The organism is Winogradskyella haliclonae (genome assembly GCF_014635865.1).
GTDB lineage: Bacteria > Bacteroidota > Bacteroidia > Flavobacteriales > Flavobacteriaceae > Winogradskyella > Winogradskyella haliclonae.
In genome coordinates, this window is sequence record NZ_BMDQ01000002.1 from 335,790 (window position 1) to 351,141 (window position 15,352).

16 protein-coding genes are annotated in these 15,352 nt (G+C 28.1%); 8 read left to right on the top strand and 8 right to left on the bottom strand.

Going from position 1 to position 15,352, the window contains the following annotated elements; genetic code table 11:
• Positions 1-674: 674 nt before the first annotated feature.
• The 7 genes from IEV10_RS09605 to IEV10_RS09635 form a co-directional block, all read right to left on the bottom strand.
• On the bottom strand, positions 675-917 hold the full coding sequence (locus IEV10_RS09605) for a helix-turn-helix domain-containing protein (protein ID WP_188374504.1): 243 nt from the start codon (positions 915-917) through the stop codon (positions 675-677).
• Positions 918-987: 70 nt separating this feature from the next.
• Complete coding sequence (locus IEV10_RS09610) at positions 988-1,890, bottom strand: CPBP family intramembrane glutamic endopeptidase (RefSeq protein WP_188374505.1); 903 nt, start codon at positions 1,888-1,890, stop codon at positions 988-990.
• A gap of 14 nt (positions 1,891-1,904) precedes the next feature.
• Positions 1,905-2,432, bottom strand: a complete 528-nt coding sequence (locus IEV10_RS09615; RefSeq protein ID WP_188374506.1) for a hypothetical protein — start codon at positions 2,430-2,432, stop codon at positions 1,905-1,907.
• Positions 2,433-2,452: 20 nt separating this feature from the next.
• Positions 2,453-2,980: a hypothetical protein gene (locus IEV10_RS09620; RefSeq protein ID WP_188374507.1), complete on the bottom strand. Its 528-nt coding sequence runs from the start codon at positions 2,978-2,980 to the stop codon at positions 2,453-2,455.
• Positions 2,981-2,990: 10 nt separating this feature from the next.
• Entirely contained in the window at positions 2,991-4,619 is a 1,629-nt protein-coding gene (locus IEV10_RS09625; RefSeq protein ID WP_188374508.1) for a M20/M25/M40 family metallo-hydrolase, read from the bottom strand.
• 134 nt (positions 4,620-4,753) lie between these two features.
• Entirely contained in the window at positions 4,754-5,875 is a 1,122-nt protein-coding gene (locus IEV10_RS09630; RefSeq protein WP_188374509.1) for a sensor histidine kinase, read from the bottom strand.
• Positions 5,876-5,881: 6 nt separating this feature from the next.
• Complete coding sequence (locus IEV10_RS09635) at positions 5,882-6,661, bottom strand: LytR/AlgR family response regulator transcription factor (protein WP_229719680.1); 780 nt, start codon at positions 6,659-6,661, stop codon at positions 5,882-5,884.
• Between the two features lie 586 nt (positions 6,662-7,247).
• On the opposite strand from IEV10_RS09635, the gene IEV10_RS09640 reads away from it, so the two are divergent.
• The 4 genes from IEV10_RS09640 to IEV10_RS09655 all read left to right on the top strand — a co-directional run bounded on the left by IEV10_RS09640 (position 7,248) and on the right by IEV10_RS09655 (position 9,624).
• Positions 7,248-7,766, top strand: a complete 519-nt coding sequence (locus tag IEV10_RS09640; RefSeq protein ID WP_188374510.1) for an ankyrin repeat domain-containing protein — start codon at positions 7,248-7,250, stop codon at positions 7,764-7,766.
• 1 nt (position 7,767) lies between these two features.
• A complete protein-coding gene (locus tag IEV10_RS09645) occupies positions 7,768-8,655 on the top strand; it encodes a TolB-like translocation protein (protein WP_188374511.1) in 888 nt (295 codons plus the stop codon).
• A gap of 3 nt (positions 8,656-8,658) precedes the next feature.
• The gene (locus tag IEV10_RS09650) at positions 8,659-9,237 is read left to right on the top strand and encodes a DUF1579 family protein (RefSeq protein ID WP_188374512.1); all 579 of its coding nucleotides are present in this window, start codon (positions 8,659-8,661) and stop codon (positions 9,235-9,237) included.
• An 81-nt stretch (positions 9,238-9,318) separates the two neighbouring features.
• Positions 9,319-9,624: a hypothetical protein gene (locus IEV10_RS09655; protein WP_188374513.1), complete on the top strand. Its 306-nt coding sequence runs from the start codon at positions 9,319-9,321 to the stop codon at positions 9,622-9,624.
• Between the two features lie 71 nt (positions 9,625-9,695).
• Here IEV10_RS09655 and IEV10_RS09660 read toward each other — a convergent pair whose 3' ends face one another.
• A complete protein-coding gene (locus IEV10_RS09660; RefSeq protein ID WP_188374514.1) occupies positions 9,696-10,517 on the bottom strand; it encodes a helix-turn-helix domain-containing protein in 822 nt (273 codons plus the stop codon).
• Positions 10,518-11,035: 518 nt separating this feature from the next.
• On the opposite strand from IEV10_RS09660, the gene IEV10_RS09665 reads away from it, so the two are divergent.
• From IEV10_RS09665 to IEV10_RS09680, 4 genes are all read left to right on the top strand, one after another.
• On the top strand, positions 11,036-12,544 hold the full coding sequence (locus IEV10_RS09665; RefSeq protein WP_188374515.1) for a serine hydrolase domain-containing protein: 1,509 nt from the start codon (positions 11,036-11,038) through the stop codon (positions 12,542-12,544).
• A 13-nt stretch (positions 12,545-12,557) separates the two neighbouring features.
• Positions 12,558-13,529 (top strand): alpha/beta hydrolase fold domain-containing protein, encoded by a 972-nt coding sequence (locus tag IEV10_RS09670; protein ID WP_188374516.1) that lies wholly within the window; start codon positions 12,558-12,560, stop codon positions 13,527-13,529.
• A 125-nt stretch (positions 13,530-13,654) separates the two neighbouring features.
• A complete protein-coding gene (locus IEV10_RS09675) occupies positions 13,655-14,185 on the top strand; it encodes a hypothetical protein (protein WP_188374517.1) in 531 nt (176 codons plus the stop codon).
• A gap of 7 nt (positions 14,186-14,192) precedes the next feature.
• Entirely contained in the window at positions 14,193-15,335 is a 1,143-nt protein-coding gene (locus IEV10_RS09680; RefSeq protein ID WP_188374518.1) for a TlpA family protein disulfide reductase, read from the top strand.
• The last annotated feature ends 17 nt before the right edge of the window (positions 15,336-15,352 follow it).

Genomic DNA, 15,352 nt, shown 5'->3' on the forward strand with positions numbered 1-15,352 from the left:
ATTATCACTTTAAATGTTTATGAAAAATTATCGAAAGAGCATCTTTCAGTATTAATCTACTGTATATATAAATCTTTAATGATACTGTTATGTTTGAAAAAGTAATGAAATACATTAAAAAACTACGTTCTTAAACGTAAATTTATGTGATTACTTTTTAAGTAGTTTATATCAGCGTGGTTTAATGAAGCTTGTACTAGTTACTTCCGATACAGAAAGTAATTTAATTAGCTTGATATTTTATGAGGTTCAAATTCAGTACAATATATATTGTGATTATAGTTTGTTATTTAATGTCTAAAAGTTTTAACAATCGCAGTCATTTATTTGGAAATTCATCACTGTCTTTTTCCAATATGCAGTAGGCATCTGTAATGTCATTGTATATGCATAAGTATTTTCCTTTTTGAAAAAAATCTAATTTTAAATCATAGAGTTTTGAGAAGAAATTATTGGGTTTATAGATTACACTAATTTTATATTTCTAGTAATAGATTTATCAGTAAAAGGGGTCTTAATTTTAATGAGTTTTCTTAGTCGACATTAATAGTGAATCATATATAAGTAAGGATAAAAAAAGAGTTTTAATATTCAATTTTTATATTCTCCATAATCTATATTAAATCACAAAACTATTAATAGTATTGCTGTTAAACTTTTAAAAACTATCCTCATTACAACATATCATGAAGCATCTTTCTCTGAAACTCTCTTGGTGTAATCTTTACTATCTTTTTAAAAGCTACGTAAAAAGAAGAGGTTGAATTAAATCCAACATCAAAAGCAAGTTCTTCCACTTTTACATTTGCCAAATTGGGGTCTTTAAGCTTATTTGTAATGTCCTTTATTCTCATGGAATTAATAACTTCAGGGAATGATTTACTGTATGCTACACCAAATAGAGGTTTTCTATCCAAGTTCTGCGAATAACAAAATTGATAAGCATTATAACTAATAGGACTAATACTTTTATATAATTGTTAGACTTTATTTTATTTTTAAGATTTTTTGATTGAACTTATTATTATCAAAAATTTCAGAACGCATCATAATAAATAATGTAAGAGATATAGCTACTGTAGTTAGTAAGCCACCTTCAACTCCAAAACTACCTCCTGTCCATAACTCATTCCCTGAATTTTCAAAAGTCAATATTGTTACTATAGATTCTTTACCACTATTTGCAGATCCAAAAACATTATTCTGAAATATATTCCAAAATGCATGCAGACCAATCGCAAAATTCAATTTTCCAGTTTTAACAACTAACCAACCAAAAAGCAAGCCTAATAATATTAGATTAATAGTAGACAATAATGAAGAATTATCATTCCCAATATGAAGAATTCCAAAAATAGAAGATGTAATTATATATGAGATAAAAACAGCTTTAGAACTACTTAATTTTCCTTTTAATCCTTCAGCAATATTTATTAACAAATAGCCTCTACTAAAAGCTTCTTCAAAAACACTACCGCATAAGTATCTGAAAATTTGACCTGTAAAAGCTAATACAAATGGATAAGTAGAAAGCTTATTATATTTTAAATCACTTATCTCTAACCAACCAAGCAAGTACATCACAACAAAAATAAGGGTAACTAGAAAGGCTCCTAAACATGCTCCAAAAAAGAAAGACTTAATTGGTAGTAAAGTAATTCCAAAGTCAACCCACCTTCTCTTATCTACATAAGTACCAACTATATATATAGAAAATAATATTGCAGCCATTATTAGAAAATTCAGTAATGATTTCTCTAATAATTCATTTAAATTATCAAATACTAATGAAAGAATATTTGCAAAAACTGCAGCTATTAATATTAGAATAAAAATCCTAAAAGGAGCTCTAATTCGTTTCTCTTCTTTATTCCAAAAAAAAGCTTTCATATATAACATATAGCTTAGCCCTTTAAATAGATTTCAGGTATTTTATATTTTTCATTTTCGGCCATCCAAAACATTGATATAAACCAGTATCGTTCCCCGTCAAAAAATATTTCATAACTCGTAATTCCCCTACCTGGCTTAATACTATTGTCCTCAGAATAATATTTATAAGAGCTAAAAACTTGTATTACAGAACCAAATTGATTTTGTGAATTAGAAATTTCTTCTTCATAAAATCCTTTCTTATCCATATAATTGAGTTTGCTTAAGTATTCGTCTATTGTTTTAAAAACTAATACTGAAGCTTTTGTTTGATCTTCATTCCAATAACTATAAGCAAACTTGGCTGTTGGATGAAACATATTTCTAAGTCTATCAAAATCTCTCTTCGCTTCTATTGGTCCAGAAATACAATCGTAATATGAATCTAAAAGGTTTTGAACACTTTTAGTGTCATTTGAATATTTTGTTTCTATTAATTGTGCCTTTAGTTGAACACTATTACAAATTAGAATTATAGTTATGATTTTAATGTATTTCATATTACTATTTATATATAAAATTAGTCTTCTGCTTGATACTCTTTATCTAAAAATTTATTAGGGATTTGATTTTCTGGTGTTTCATTTGACCAAGTTGTACTAGCAATCCACCATCTGTTACTAATAAAAACGAGTTGATAACTATTAATTCCTCTTTTTTCATATGTCCCTTTTAAGTTTTTAGCATAATAGCATTGAAAGGCATTTGCAATTCCATTGAACTCATTAATTGTTAATCCAATTTCTATTTCTTTAAAGCCGTTTTTTCTATATGATGGTCCTACTACTCTAACAAACTCTTCTATATTCATTGCACGAGTTCTGTTATTGGGATTCTTTGTATTAGGGTATAAAACATATTTTTGAGCTGTCGGTAAGAACAAGTTTCTATAGTTATCCCAATCTCTTGGTTCATCAATATCACCAGATATAAGCTCAAGCATTTTATTCACTGTGCCCTCAATTGTTTTCGTAGCTATAGTATCTATTTGCGCTTCAATATTTAAATGCATTATCATGAATGACACAAGAAGTATTACTTTTTTCATAAATCAGTTTTTAATTATATATTATGCTTTTATATCTAATAGCCTTATACTCAGAACTAGGTATCCAATTGGGCCAAAGTTGTGAATTTGCCACTTCAAGACCAGTTAGAAAATTAAGTTGTGCATCAAACACAATATTAGCTGAATTGAACCCTTCATAATATTCATCTGTAACCTTATGGTAATGCAATCTTACAAACTGACCTATTTTTTCTGTTTCTGTTTCATCACCGTTCATTGGATTAAAATTGCCAATATTCCAAACTGCAGGAACACCTTTTTTAACGAATGGATAATGGTCTGATCGCTTAAAAACATTATTCGGAGGCATTTCACCATTTCCTTTATAAATCTCTCTTCCTAATTTTGAAGCAGCTATATTTACCAACGTATCCATTTCAGTAAAGCCTTCAATAACATTAATTACCGTTTTCATTCGCTCTACAGTAAAACTTGCATCAGCATTAATGACACAGACTGTTTTATTTAATGGATAAACCGGATGATTTGCATAATATTCTGCACCTAAAAGCCCCATTTCTTCAGCAGATGTAAATAAAAATACTATTGACCTTTTTGGTCTATTATTTAATTTCTTAAATGCATTAGCGACTTCTAGCTGCATGGCTGTTCCTGAAGCATTGTCAACTGCCCCATTATATATTGAGTCTTTGCCTAAACTTGCGTCTCTTGTTCCTATATGATCCCAATGGGCTGTGTATAAAACATATTCATTTGGTCTTTCTGAGCCTTCTATAAAACCAATAACATTCTTTGTTTTAATAAAATCAGTAGCTGTTGATTTAAGAGATAAAGAAACCTTTGAGTTTAAGGAGGAAATCTGAAAATTTTCATCTAAGGCATTTTTCTCATAATCAGAGTTCGGCATCAAATCTTTCATTATGGATGTAGTAATATATCCTGAAAACTGCAAACCATCAGAAGCTAACTCTTCTTCTCCTTCAACAAAAAGAGGTGCATCTTTTTGACTATTAAATGTGTCAAAACCAATCAACTCATCATGAACAATTAACAAACCAATTGCACCCTTATTAAAAGCCTCTTTCTTTTTATACTTTAAACTACCATAGAATGTTGGTTGTTTACCTCTGAAAAGGTTAGGGTTATCCATATAAAATCCAGGATCATTATTGAGAACTACCACAACTTTACCTTTAACATCTGCATCTTTATAATCATCCCAATTATTATTAGGTGCTACAATTCCGAAACCTGCGAAAACCATTTCCGCATTTTCAATTTCTACATCTTCATTTAACTTAAATGATGTACTTGCATAAAACTCTTTCTTAAATTTGTATAGATTATTTTCGTCACCAATAGACAGCTTGAGGTCGCTACAATCTAAATACTTAACTTTTTTTATTGTAAAATCCTGAAAATAACTATCACCATATCCAGGACTAACATTTAATTCCTCTAACTGAGATTTTATATATTCTGTAGTTTTTTTCTCTCCTAAAGTTCCAGGTTTTCTTCCTAAAAAATCGTCTGAAGCTAATATCTTTATATGAGCATTAACTTTTTGTGTTCTAATATGATTTTCTGGCTTGACATCTAGTTGTTTGCATGAAAACAAGCATAGAAACAATATAATAAACAACAAATATTTAGTCATAACTATACCATTAACTTTATAATTTAATATAATGATAAGGTTATAGCTTAGAATAATTAGGCTTCATGATGTAAACCAACAATTATTAGATATAAATAGGTGCAAATATGAATCAAATAAACTTGTAAATAATTCTAATAAATTTTTGCAGGTATTGTTTTCTTATCTGTATTTTCTACAAAAGGAATTACTATTTTAGTCAATACACTAAACTTTTCATTATTTGAATTTAAGAAGCTAAACTCATGGTCTTCACCAAATAATGTATACAACCTATTTTTAGTGTTTTTAATGCCATGCCCTTCATTTAATGGCTTTTCAATTGGCTTGCCATTATTAAATACTTCAACAATTAATTTATCATCAAGTTTGTATGCTTTTAGTTGAATTCTTAAATTCTTAATTTGCTTTGAATATCCATGTTTTATGGAGTTTTCTACAATTGGCTGCAATAACATACTTGGAACCAGAGAGTCTTTTAGTTCATGAGAAATATCAAATTCAATTGATAGATGATCCGAAAAACGAGTTAACATTATATTTATATACCTTTTTAAGAGTGAAATTTCTGTTGTAAAAGGAATAAGATTAATCTCTTTAAAATATAGAACTTCCCTCAAAAGCTCACTCAAATCAACCAACGTATTTTGAGCTTCATCTGGGTTTGATTTAATAAGCGATGAAATAGAATTTAAAGTATTAAATAAAAAATGAGGCTGAAGCTGGGCTTTTAAAATTTGCATTTTTGTTGTTACCAACTGATTCTCTAATTTACTTTTTTGAAGTTCAGTTTCTCTTAATTTTTTCACATAATAGTAGATGTAAATTATTCCTGCCATAAAGAAATAGGTAATTAAATTTACATCAACTATAGTTATATAATTCTCAAAAGAGAATACATGCTGCATAATTACTTCAAAAGTAATTGTTCCTGCTAATAATTGCATAAATCCTACTGCAACGAACAGGTACCAGCTCATAAAAAAACCTAAAACTATATGAATTAAAATAATGTACTGGTATTTTAAAGATGCAGAAAACATTTTTTTTGTAATGATTGCTACAACCACCATGTAAATCACTACAGAAATCCAATCAAAAATTGTTTGCCCAAATATTAAAACGCCCCAATCAATATTGTCAAAAAGGCCTTTTTTATATAGCATAAATATTCTTTTAGAAAAAGATAAAAGCACAATAAACCCGTAAAAAACAGCAAGTATTTTAACTAATCTAAACTCAATATATTTTTTCATTGATAACTAGATATTCAATTTCTTTGAGAAGTCTTTTTTATAACTCTTACTAATCCTAAATAATTTTCCATCTTTCATCTTAACATCCATTTCTCCAAAACTAGAGTTTATAATTTCATACATATATTCTAAATTGATTATCGTAGATCTATGAATTCTTATAAAGTTATCATTATTAATCTCTAAAATTAAATTGGCTAATGATCTTCTAATAAGATGCTTTTTTTCTTCTGAGTAAATCTCAGCATAATAACCAGATGCAGTTATGTATTTAATATCTTTTATTTTTAAAAAAGAAATTTTGTTTCCTAATTTAATTGGAATTGATTGCAGTGCGTGAGTATCTTTAAGCTTATTCTCCCGTTGTTCTATTGTAGCCAATAACTGAATTAAGTTATCACTAGATTGCCTCTTCTTTAATCTAATTTGCTCAATGACTTTAGAAACTGATTCAAAAAATCTTTGATCTTTGAAAGGTTTTAACAAGTAATCAAAAGCAAAACTATCAAAAGCCTTAATAGCATAATTATCATATGCAGTAACAAAGATTATAGTTGGAAGTATTTCCATTGTCAATTTTTCTAAAACATCAAATCCAGTCATATCCTTCATTTCAATATCTAGAAAGATTAGATCCGGCTTTAAATCTTCTATTTCTTTAATAGCTTGCTCACCATTAGAGCATTGAGATAACAATTTAAATTCAGAAACTTCATCTATCAAATTTGCTAAACGTTTTCTTGCTAAATGTTCATCATCAATTATTATAACTTTTATTGGTGCCATTTTTAACATCAGAATATAATATAAAGAAAAGCAAATTATTTTTTTTAATATCATATCTGGGAAAAATCAAATCAGGATATAAACGACACAAATCAATATTATGGCATTTAAAATCATAAAACTTCAACTTTAAATCAAAAAAAATATTTCAGCAGTTAAAGACTCTAACTTAATACTTTCAAAGTTGTGTTTTCCAGTTTTAATAACATATTCTGTCATTAGCTTTTTATTGAAAAACATAAAATCATACTAGCTGGTCATAGAGATGGAAAAATAACTGTTTTTGGCTTTAATGGAACTATAATTAAAGTAATTGATGCTCATATAGGTGATGAAAGCAGCATGGTGTCTGAAATTGAATTTATCAAGAATGATAAATATTTTATTTATGTGGCGCAGACAAAACAATAAAAATTTTGAACATAAAAGGGCAGTTAAAAACTGTGATTCTAGGTCATCGTGGTTGGGTTGCAAGTGTCTCTTACTCTAAAGGAATTCTCGTAACTGCGGGGATTATCCAGAAAACACAGTTAAGATTTGGAAGTTGAACAGTTTAGATTAATCTTAATTATATATAAACAGTCCTATGAATAGAAGAAAATTTGTCGAAAAATCAATGCTTTTTGGTTGTAGTATTGCAGTACTATCGTCATGCAAGGCAAAGAATTCGCTAACTGCTGAATTTGTAAAAAACCCTTTAGACATTGAAAAAACCAGAGACTTTGTCTATTACGCACATTCAGATTTAGCTCTGGTAAAAAAGTTCGTAAACGAATTTCCTCATATAGTAAATTCAACTGTAGATTGGGGAGATGGTGATTTTGAATCTGCATTAGGAGCTGCAAGTCATGTGGGTAATATAGATATAGCTAACTTTCTTATTGAAAGTGGAGCACGAGCAGACATTTTTACTTTGGCTATGTTGGGACTAACAGATAATGTTATCACTTATTTAAAAAAATTCCCAGCCACCATTAACAGTATTGGTCCACATGGTTTTACATTGTTACATCATTCAGAAATAGGAGTAAAAAGTGAAGGCTTGTCAAACTATTTAATTAATAATGGATTAACTGACAAGTTTATTAAGACTTTTAAAAAATAAGATGAAGGCAGTATCAACATGTGTTAGTATATTAATTTGTTTTACTCTAATGGGGCAAAATGATAAATCAATAGAAACTTGCTTAACAGAAAATGAGTTTGATGACAGATATGCTTCATATTCATCAAATGGACAGCGTATAGTTTTTGAGTCGAATAGAGATGGAGATTGGCAAATTTTTCTAATGGATTCTAATGGAGAAAATGTTGAGAAATTGACAATAAACCATAGAATAAACAGAAGACCTACTTGGCATCCGAATGGAAAAATAGTTCTTTTTGAATCTTCAAAAGATGGTGCTAAAGAGCTAAGGATAATTAAAGTAAAAAGTAAAAAAGAGCGGATTATTAAACCCTTTATCAATAAAGAATTTCTATTTGCCGCATTTTCTCCTAACGGAAAAAAAATAGCTGTCAGCTTAAAGGAATCAGATGATAAAAGCAATATTGTAATACTAGATAAGAAAGGGAAACTAGAAAAAAAAGTCACAAAAAACAATAATCGAAACTATTATCCTAAATGGTCAAAAGACGGAAAAGAGTTAGTTTATTTTTCGAGAAAAGATACAGAAAATAAGGACGATGAAATTTATCGTATAAACATAAAAACTGATAAAGAAATAAGACTTACAAATTGGCCTAAAAACAATTTTTGCCCATCATGGTCCGCCGATGATACTAAAATCGTTTACGTCACTTCTATGGATGAATCAAGGCCTGAAATTTATATAATGAATATTGATGGTAATAATAAAAAAAGAATAACACATAATGAAGATGGTGATACTTTGCCTAATTGGCATCCACTAGAAAACAAAATTCTAATTACAGGTTATAGAAATGGAAATTATGAAATCTGTGAATTAAAACTAACAGAGAACAATAACTAAAATTTGTGTCAACTAACGATTAATTATAATACTAAAATGATGAAAATTAACAGAAAATACTTATGGCTATTTTGCATGGTATCATTAATATCTATTACCTCTAATGCACAAGAAGAATCATACACCTGCCAAAACCCTCTATATAATTACTTGAGTACCATTATTGGAGATTGGGAAGTTAAAACTAAAGACAGAACTTCGCCAGGAGTATACGAAAATAACAAGGGTAATTCAAAAATTACAAATTTAATAGAAGGCTGTGGGATTAAAGAATCTTACCGTGGTAGTTATAAAAGTAGAAAATATGCCAGAGAGGTAATGATCGTAGGACAAGATTCAATTAGTGTTCAAATGTCTGCATTAGATTCAGAACATGGATCATTCTCAATCTTGAATGGTAAAATTGAAAATGACAAACTAGTAATTTATTGGTTTAGAAATATAGATGTAAAAAAATTACAGTCAAAATATATTCTTTCCATTGAGAATAAAGACAAATTTGAGTTTTCTTCATATTTATCAACAGATTATGGGAAAAATTGGGCTCTTACACATAAAAGAATTTACAGTAGAATAGATTAAAACTAATGATTATGAAAATTCTTTTATGCGTATGAGCAACTATAAAAAACTACTGGCGCAATAATATGTTTAACATATTAATTGGGTTTTGTCTCAAAAGCTAATTCGCAAAGTAGATTCCCTTCTCAATTAGCTACAGATTTGCAATTTGAATTAGATAATTGGGCTAAAGACTCAAATCACATAGGTGTAAGTGCTTCAGTTATTCTAAAAGATGGATTTCAATGGATAGGTACCTCAGGTATTTCTGCATTAGACAAAGATTTAAATGAAGATGAATTAATATGTATAGCTAGTATTACTAAATATTTAGAATTGAATTTGAAATTTTATAGTTCTCCAAGCTTAACTGGTTTCTTTTTCTACAATAAATTTAGCTTGATGTAGTTTGTATTAATTACTTCCCGATACAGAAAGTGATTTATCATTATGCTGTTAAACTTTTAAAACTATACTCATTACAACATATCATGAAGCATCTTTCTCTGAAACTCTCTTGGTGTAATTTTTACTATCTTTTTAAAAGCTGCGTAAAAAGAAGAGGTTGAATTAAATCCAACATCAAAAGCAAGTTCTTCCACTTTTACATTTGCCAAATTGGGATCTTTAAGCTTATTTGTAATGTCTTTTATTCTCATGGAATTAATAACTTCAGGGAATGATTTACTGTATCTATCTCTAATGACAATAGAGATTACATACTTAGGAATATTAATTTTATTTGAAAATTTGGTCAAATTAATACCTTGAGTTCTGTATAATTTATCTAATTCCAAAGCAGTAATTATTTGAATCATTTGCTCTGGTTTAGGCGAGATTTTGTTTAATGCTTTTAACATGTTAGGTGGATTTTTAAGCATATAAAAAAACAACCCACTAATCACAACAGATGATATAGCTGTCCCTATTATATGCATCTGAATCGTTGTCATGAAGTACTGAACAAGAAATACTAAAAACAATAATGACATTGTAATAAAAATTGTTTTATCCCAAAATAGATAAGAGACTTCTGTTTTGTTTTTCTTATCGAGAAAAGTAAAAAAGCAATACGAAAGATATAATAGAAAACTTAAGTTACAAACAAAATATAATTCATTGTCTAAATTGCTCGTTGAAAAAATCGTTGTAACTCCAATGATGGATAATAGAAAATGAAGCAATTGAATCTTAGAAAAATCAAATATTGTTCTTACTGAATTAGATTTAAAGTACCAATATGTCAGAGGCCCAATTAACGAAAACCCCAAAAAGCCTATTGCTACTATAATTCTAGGCATAAAACCATGTTTCATTGTAATAAAATAGAAAATTATAGATTTTATTATACATAAAAATATAGCGATTATTAAAGCAGAAAGTATAGATTTTTTTAAACTTCTCTCTTTGATTCCAAATAATAGATACATTACAATGAAAATACACATTACAACGACAATTCCAGAAAATACAGTAAGTAAAAAGTAAATACCCATAACCACAAAATACTAGAAAATTGATTTTTAATACATTAACTTTATTGTTAAATCTGTCACAAATATATATCCTGATTTGATGAATCAGGATTTTTAATAAAATACTCTATACAATTTATAAACACAAAGAATTTTATTCTGATATAAAAATTTCAAAAGAATGGAGATTTTTATCACTCGTTTTCATACTATAAATTAAGAAAGAATAAAACCACTGTCAATTTGTTAAAAATTTTATAATTCTTATTCCTGTTTATAAAAATCAGGAAATCACATGGTAAAGTTCCGTCTATTTTTAACATCAAAATTTCAATTATAAAATTATGACAAAATCGCTTACAAATAATTTAAAATGCTTTATTATACTATTTTTATTTACAACTTCTCTTTTACATGCTCAACAAGATAAAGTAGAGCAAATAGACAAATTTATTAATCAGTTAAAAAAACAATACCAATCCATCCCAGGTTTGGCTGTTGCTATAGTTAAAGACAATAATACTATATTAACCAAGGGGTACGGTTATGCTGATTTAAATAAAAATATAAAAGCAGACAAAAACACAGCTTTTTATATTGCTTCTACAACTAAATCTTTTATTGGTGCATTAGCAACTATTCTAGAACATAAAGGACAATTAAATTTATCAGCACCCCTAAGCAGTTACAAACCGTTTAAAGAACTATCAAATAGAGATATTTTTGATAACATTACCATTTTAGAATTATTAAACCATACGAGTGGATTGACAAATAATTTTCTCACATTCAGATATTCATATTTAGGAAACTTATCAAAAAAAGATATCATAATGCTTATAGAAAAAACTACTCAAGCTAAAGATAAGCGATTTAAATATTCTAATCTTGGTTATAATTTGTTTAGTGTATTACTAAAAGAAGAATTTGATAAAAACTGGCAAGATTTATTAAATGAAAAGTTGTTTACACCTTTGAAAATGTCTCATACTTCAGGCTATATGTCTGATGCTTTTAAGAATAAATGGATATTAGCACAACCTTATGTAGGGGGGTATAAGGATGGTCTGAAAAAGTTTCCTCTAAAAACAGACAATACAATGCATGCAGCTGGAGGACTAATTTCTTCTGCAAGTGATGCTGCTAAATGGTTGCTTTACAACATTAATACAGGAAAGTTAGATAACACTCAAATTACAGCTTCTACGGCAATAAAAAAATCTCATATACCCACTATTAATTATTCAAAAAAGAAAGGACAAATATTTCAAGGACTGAGTTATTCTATAGGTTGGCACAATGCTACGTTTAACGATAATAATGATGTTATTTATCATTTTGGTGGTTATAACGGTTTTCAATCTCATATATCATTTATGCCAAAAGAAAAGATTGGTATAGCTGTTTTTACGAATGAAGAACATTTTGGAGATAATTTAAGTAGTATCATCGCTTCTTATATTTATGAAGTATTACTAGAAGAACCTATTAATGAAAACACTTATAATCAAAAGTTAAAAGATCTAACTGAACTTGAGAGAAAGTTAATAGAAAACTCTGGAAAAAAGAAGTTAAATGAGACGGCTACTGAATGGAATTTAACAATGCCTTTAAAAGCTTATACGGGTATTTATAAAAATGATTTTATGGGAAGTATGGATATTACAATAAAAAATAAAACTTTATATGTAGAATTTGGAGAACTACAGGCTGCAGCTGTAGCTTCACCAGAAGTCAATGCATGCAAAGTTGAGCTTATTACTAACCGAACTATGAATTTAAAGTTCATTATAAATAATAATACCATAACTGGAATAGATAGTGGCGGACTAACTTTTAAAAAAGTAGAATAAGGCCAGCCAAAATATGAAAAACTTAAAATATAGTCTAGGTTTAATAGAAAAGTGTGTTTCAACTATATTAAAACGAGGAGTTGGGAAAAAGAAAACTGTAACTTGGAACTTAAAAACTGAACTTATTTGGGCTACTACTAGATTCACACTTTTATCCTCAAACATACATGGTTTAGAGTGGTTAAAAAGATTATCCAATCGTTTTAATCCAAAATCTTCATTAGTTAATGAACTTATAATCGAGGAAATAAATAATAATGTTGGTAAATATCTTAAAGTAGAACCGAAAGATAAAAAGTATAGCAAAAACATCATTATTTACTTTCATGGTGGTGGCTTTGTTACAGGCTCTCCTTATGCTATTATTGAATTTATTTCAAGGTTAGCCATGTCTTCAAATTCAAAAATCATAATACCCTTTTACCCAACTGCTCCTGAGAAATTTTATCCGTCTGCTCATAAATTTGCTATAGAGATAAGTGAGTTCATTTTAAAAGAGATAGAAACTCCAATATATCTTACAGGCGATTCAGCTGGAGCAAATTTAGCGATAACTACATTTAAAAAATTAACAATAAATAACAGACAAAAGATTCGTGGTTGTATTCTTATCTCTCCTTGGGTAGAACCAACATCAACGAAAGGCACGATTCAAAGTAATTCTAAAAATGACGTAGCAAATTCTCAATACTTAAAGAATTGTTATGACATGTATATAAACAATAATAACGAACTAGATGAATACCCTCTTACTCTAAACAAAAGTCAGTTGATTAAACTACCTAAAACCATAATAACTGTTGGAACTTTTGAAATGTTATTAGATCAAGTCAAAAAATTAGACGATAATTTAAAATCTTTAAAAACAGAAACCACACTTATTGAATACGACAACATGTTTCATACATTTTGGAATGTTCCAGCAAAAATTAGAGAAGCTGATAAATTAATTGATGATATTGCAAGTTGGCTGGATTCAAATTAAACCGCAACCCTTGTTAAACTAATCAAAATATTTTGTCCCGATTTAATAAACCAGAGTATTAATAAGCTATACATTTTATATTTTTTGGCCATGAAAATTTTTAATTAGCATTTAAACCAAAACATATGCATAAAATTTCAATAAAACTTTTTGCTCTTATTTTCACAGCTTTTTTATCAGCTAATATAATTGCCCAGCAAGAGCAAGATGATTATAAGCAAATAGACCAAGTAATTTCTAAACTATATACATCTATCTCATTTATAAATGGCAAAGAACAAGATTATATAACACTTAAAAAAATTCATCATGAGAAGGCTATGATAGGTTCAATATCTACAAAACAAGCTAGAATATTTCCCGTGAAAGAATTTCGTTCAAAAAATAAAGAGACTTTTAAAAAAAATAATATTCTGTCCTTTCAAGAAAAAGAAATAGATTACAAAACACTAGTATACGGTGGCGTTGCAACTCGATTTAGCACGTATGAGTTTGAAATTAAAACTAAAGACCGAGAGTTAAAAGTAATAGGAGTTAACGTATTTCAGTTAATAAAAGATCCAGAAAAAGGTTGGTTAATACTGTCAAATGTATTTAGTGATAATATGTCTTATCCAAATCCAAAAACACACATAAAGATTATCAGAAAAGAATAACTGCAATATGAAAAAAACAATCCTTTACATAGTATTAATAAACGTTCTTCTTTCGTGCAAAAAAGAAATAACAACACCTTTAGCAGTAGTAAATTCAAATTTAGCAACTAGCTCATCTAATGTTGGTTGGGATAAAATTACGTCACAATCGTGTTTGTATAATTTAAAGACTAGTATAAATGGGAAGATTATAAATAATGAAAAAAAGGAGATAAGCCAGCAATTCCCTAACCTTCAAAAAATTGTTTCTTATAAAGACAATGTTATGACCAATATAACTTTAACAAATGATGAAGGAAGTAGCATAATTAAGTATGAAGAAAATACCTTAATAGGCTTAAATAAAATTCCTTATGAAAAGCCTAAGATTAATCCTGTTATAGAACTTAAAGAAAAAATAGAAGATTATTATTTAATAGATACATTATGGAACAACACTGATGTTTTTTATTTGGATAGCAAAAAAAATAATGACACTTATATATTTAATAAAGAAACAAAATTGCTTATTGCCTACCTATCCGAAACCGGATATGGATTATCTACACTAACTTTTGAAGACTATAGAGAAGTAAATGGCTATTTATTACCATTTAAGAAAAAAAACTTTGTTCCAAAATCGGCATATATACAAGAGTATACTTTTCAAGAGAGAAAACTAAATGTAATATTTCCTGATAATCAATTTGAATTAAATAAAGACTTGACATATTTGAAAAAAGGTTCACTAATTCCAGATTTTACATTACCAACCGTTTCTGATGATAATAAAGTTTTTTCCAACAATGATTTGGAGGGAAAAGTAACATTAATTGATTTTTGGGCTACTTGGTGCAAACCTTGTATAAAAGAATTTCCAGTTATAGAAAAATATTATAATACTTATAAAAACAAAGGCTTTAACGTAATTAGTATTTCTCTTGACACAGATATTGAAAGATTAAAATCATTCTCTAGAAAAAAAATATTTCCCTGGACTACAAGCCTTTACTCTGCTGATGGATTGAAAGGAGATATAGCTAAAAAATTTCAGTTAGCTTCTTTACCTAAACTAATATTAGTTAATAAAGAAGGAAGAATAATTGCTATGGATAAAGAATTAAGGCATGACAAATTAGGAAAGGTTTTAAGTGAAATACTAGATAATTAAAACTTGTTAAAAAATAT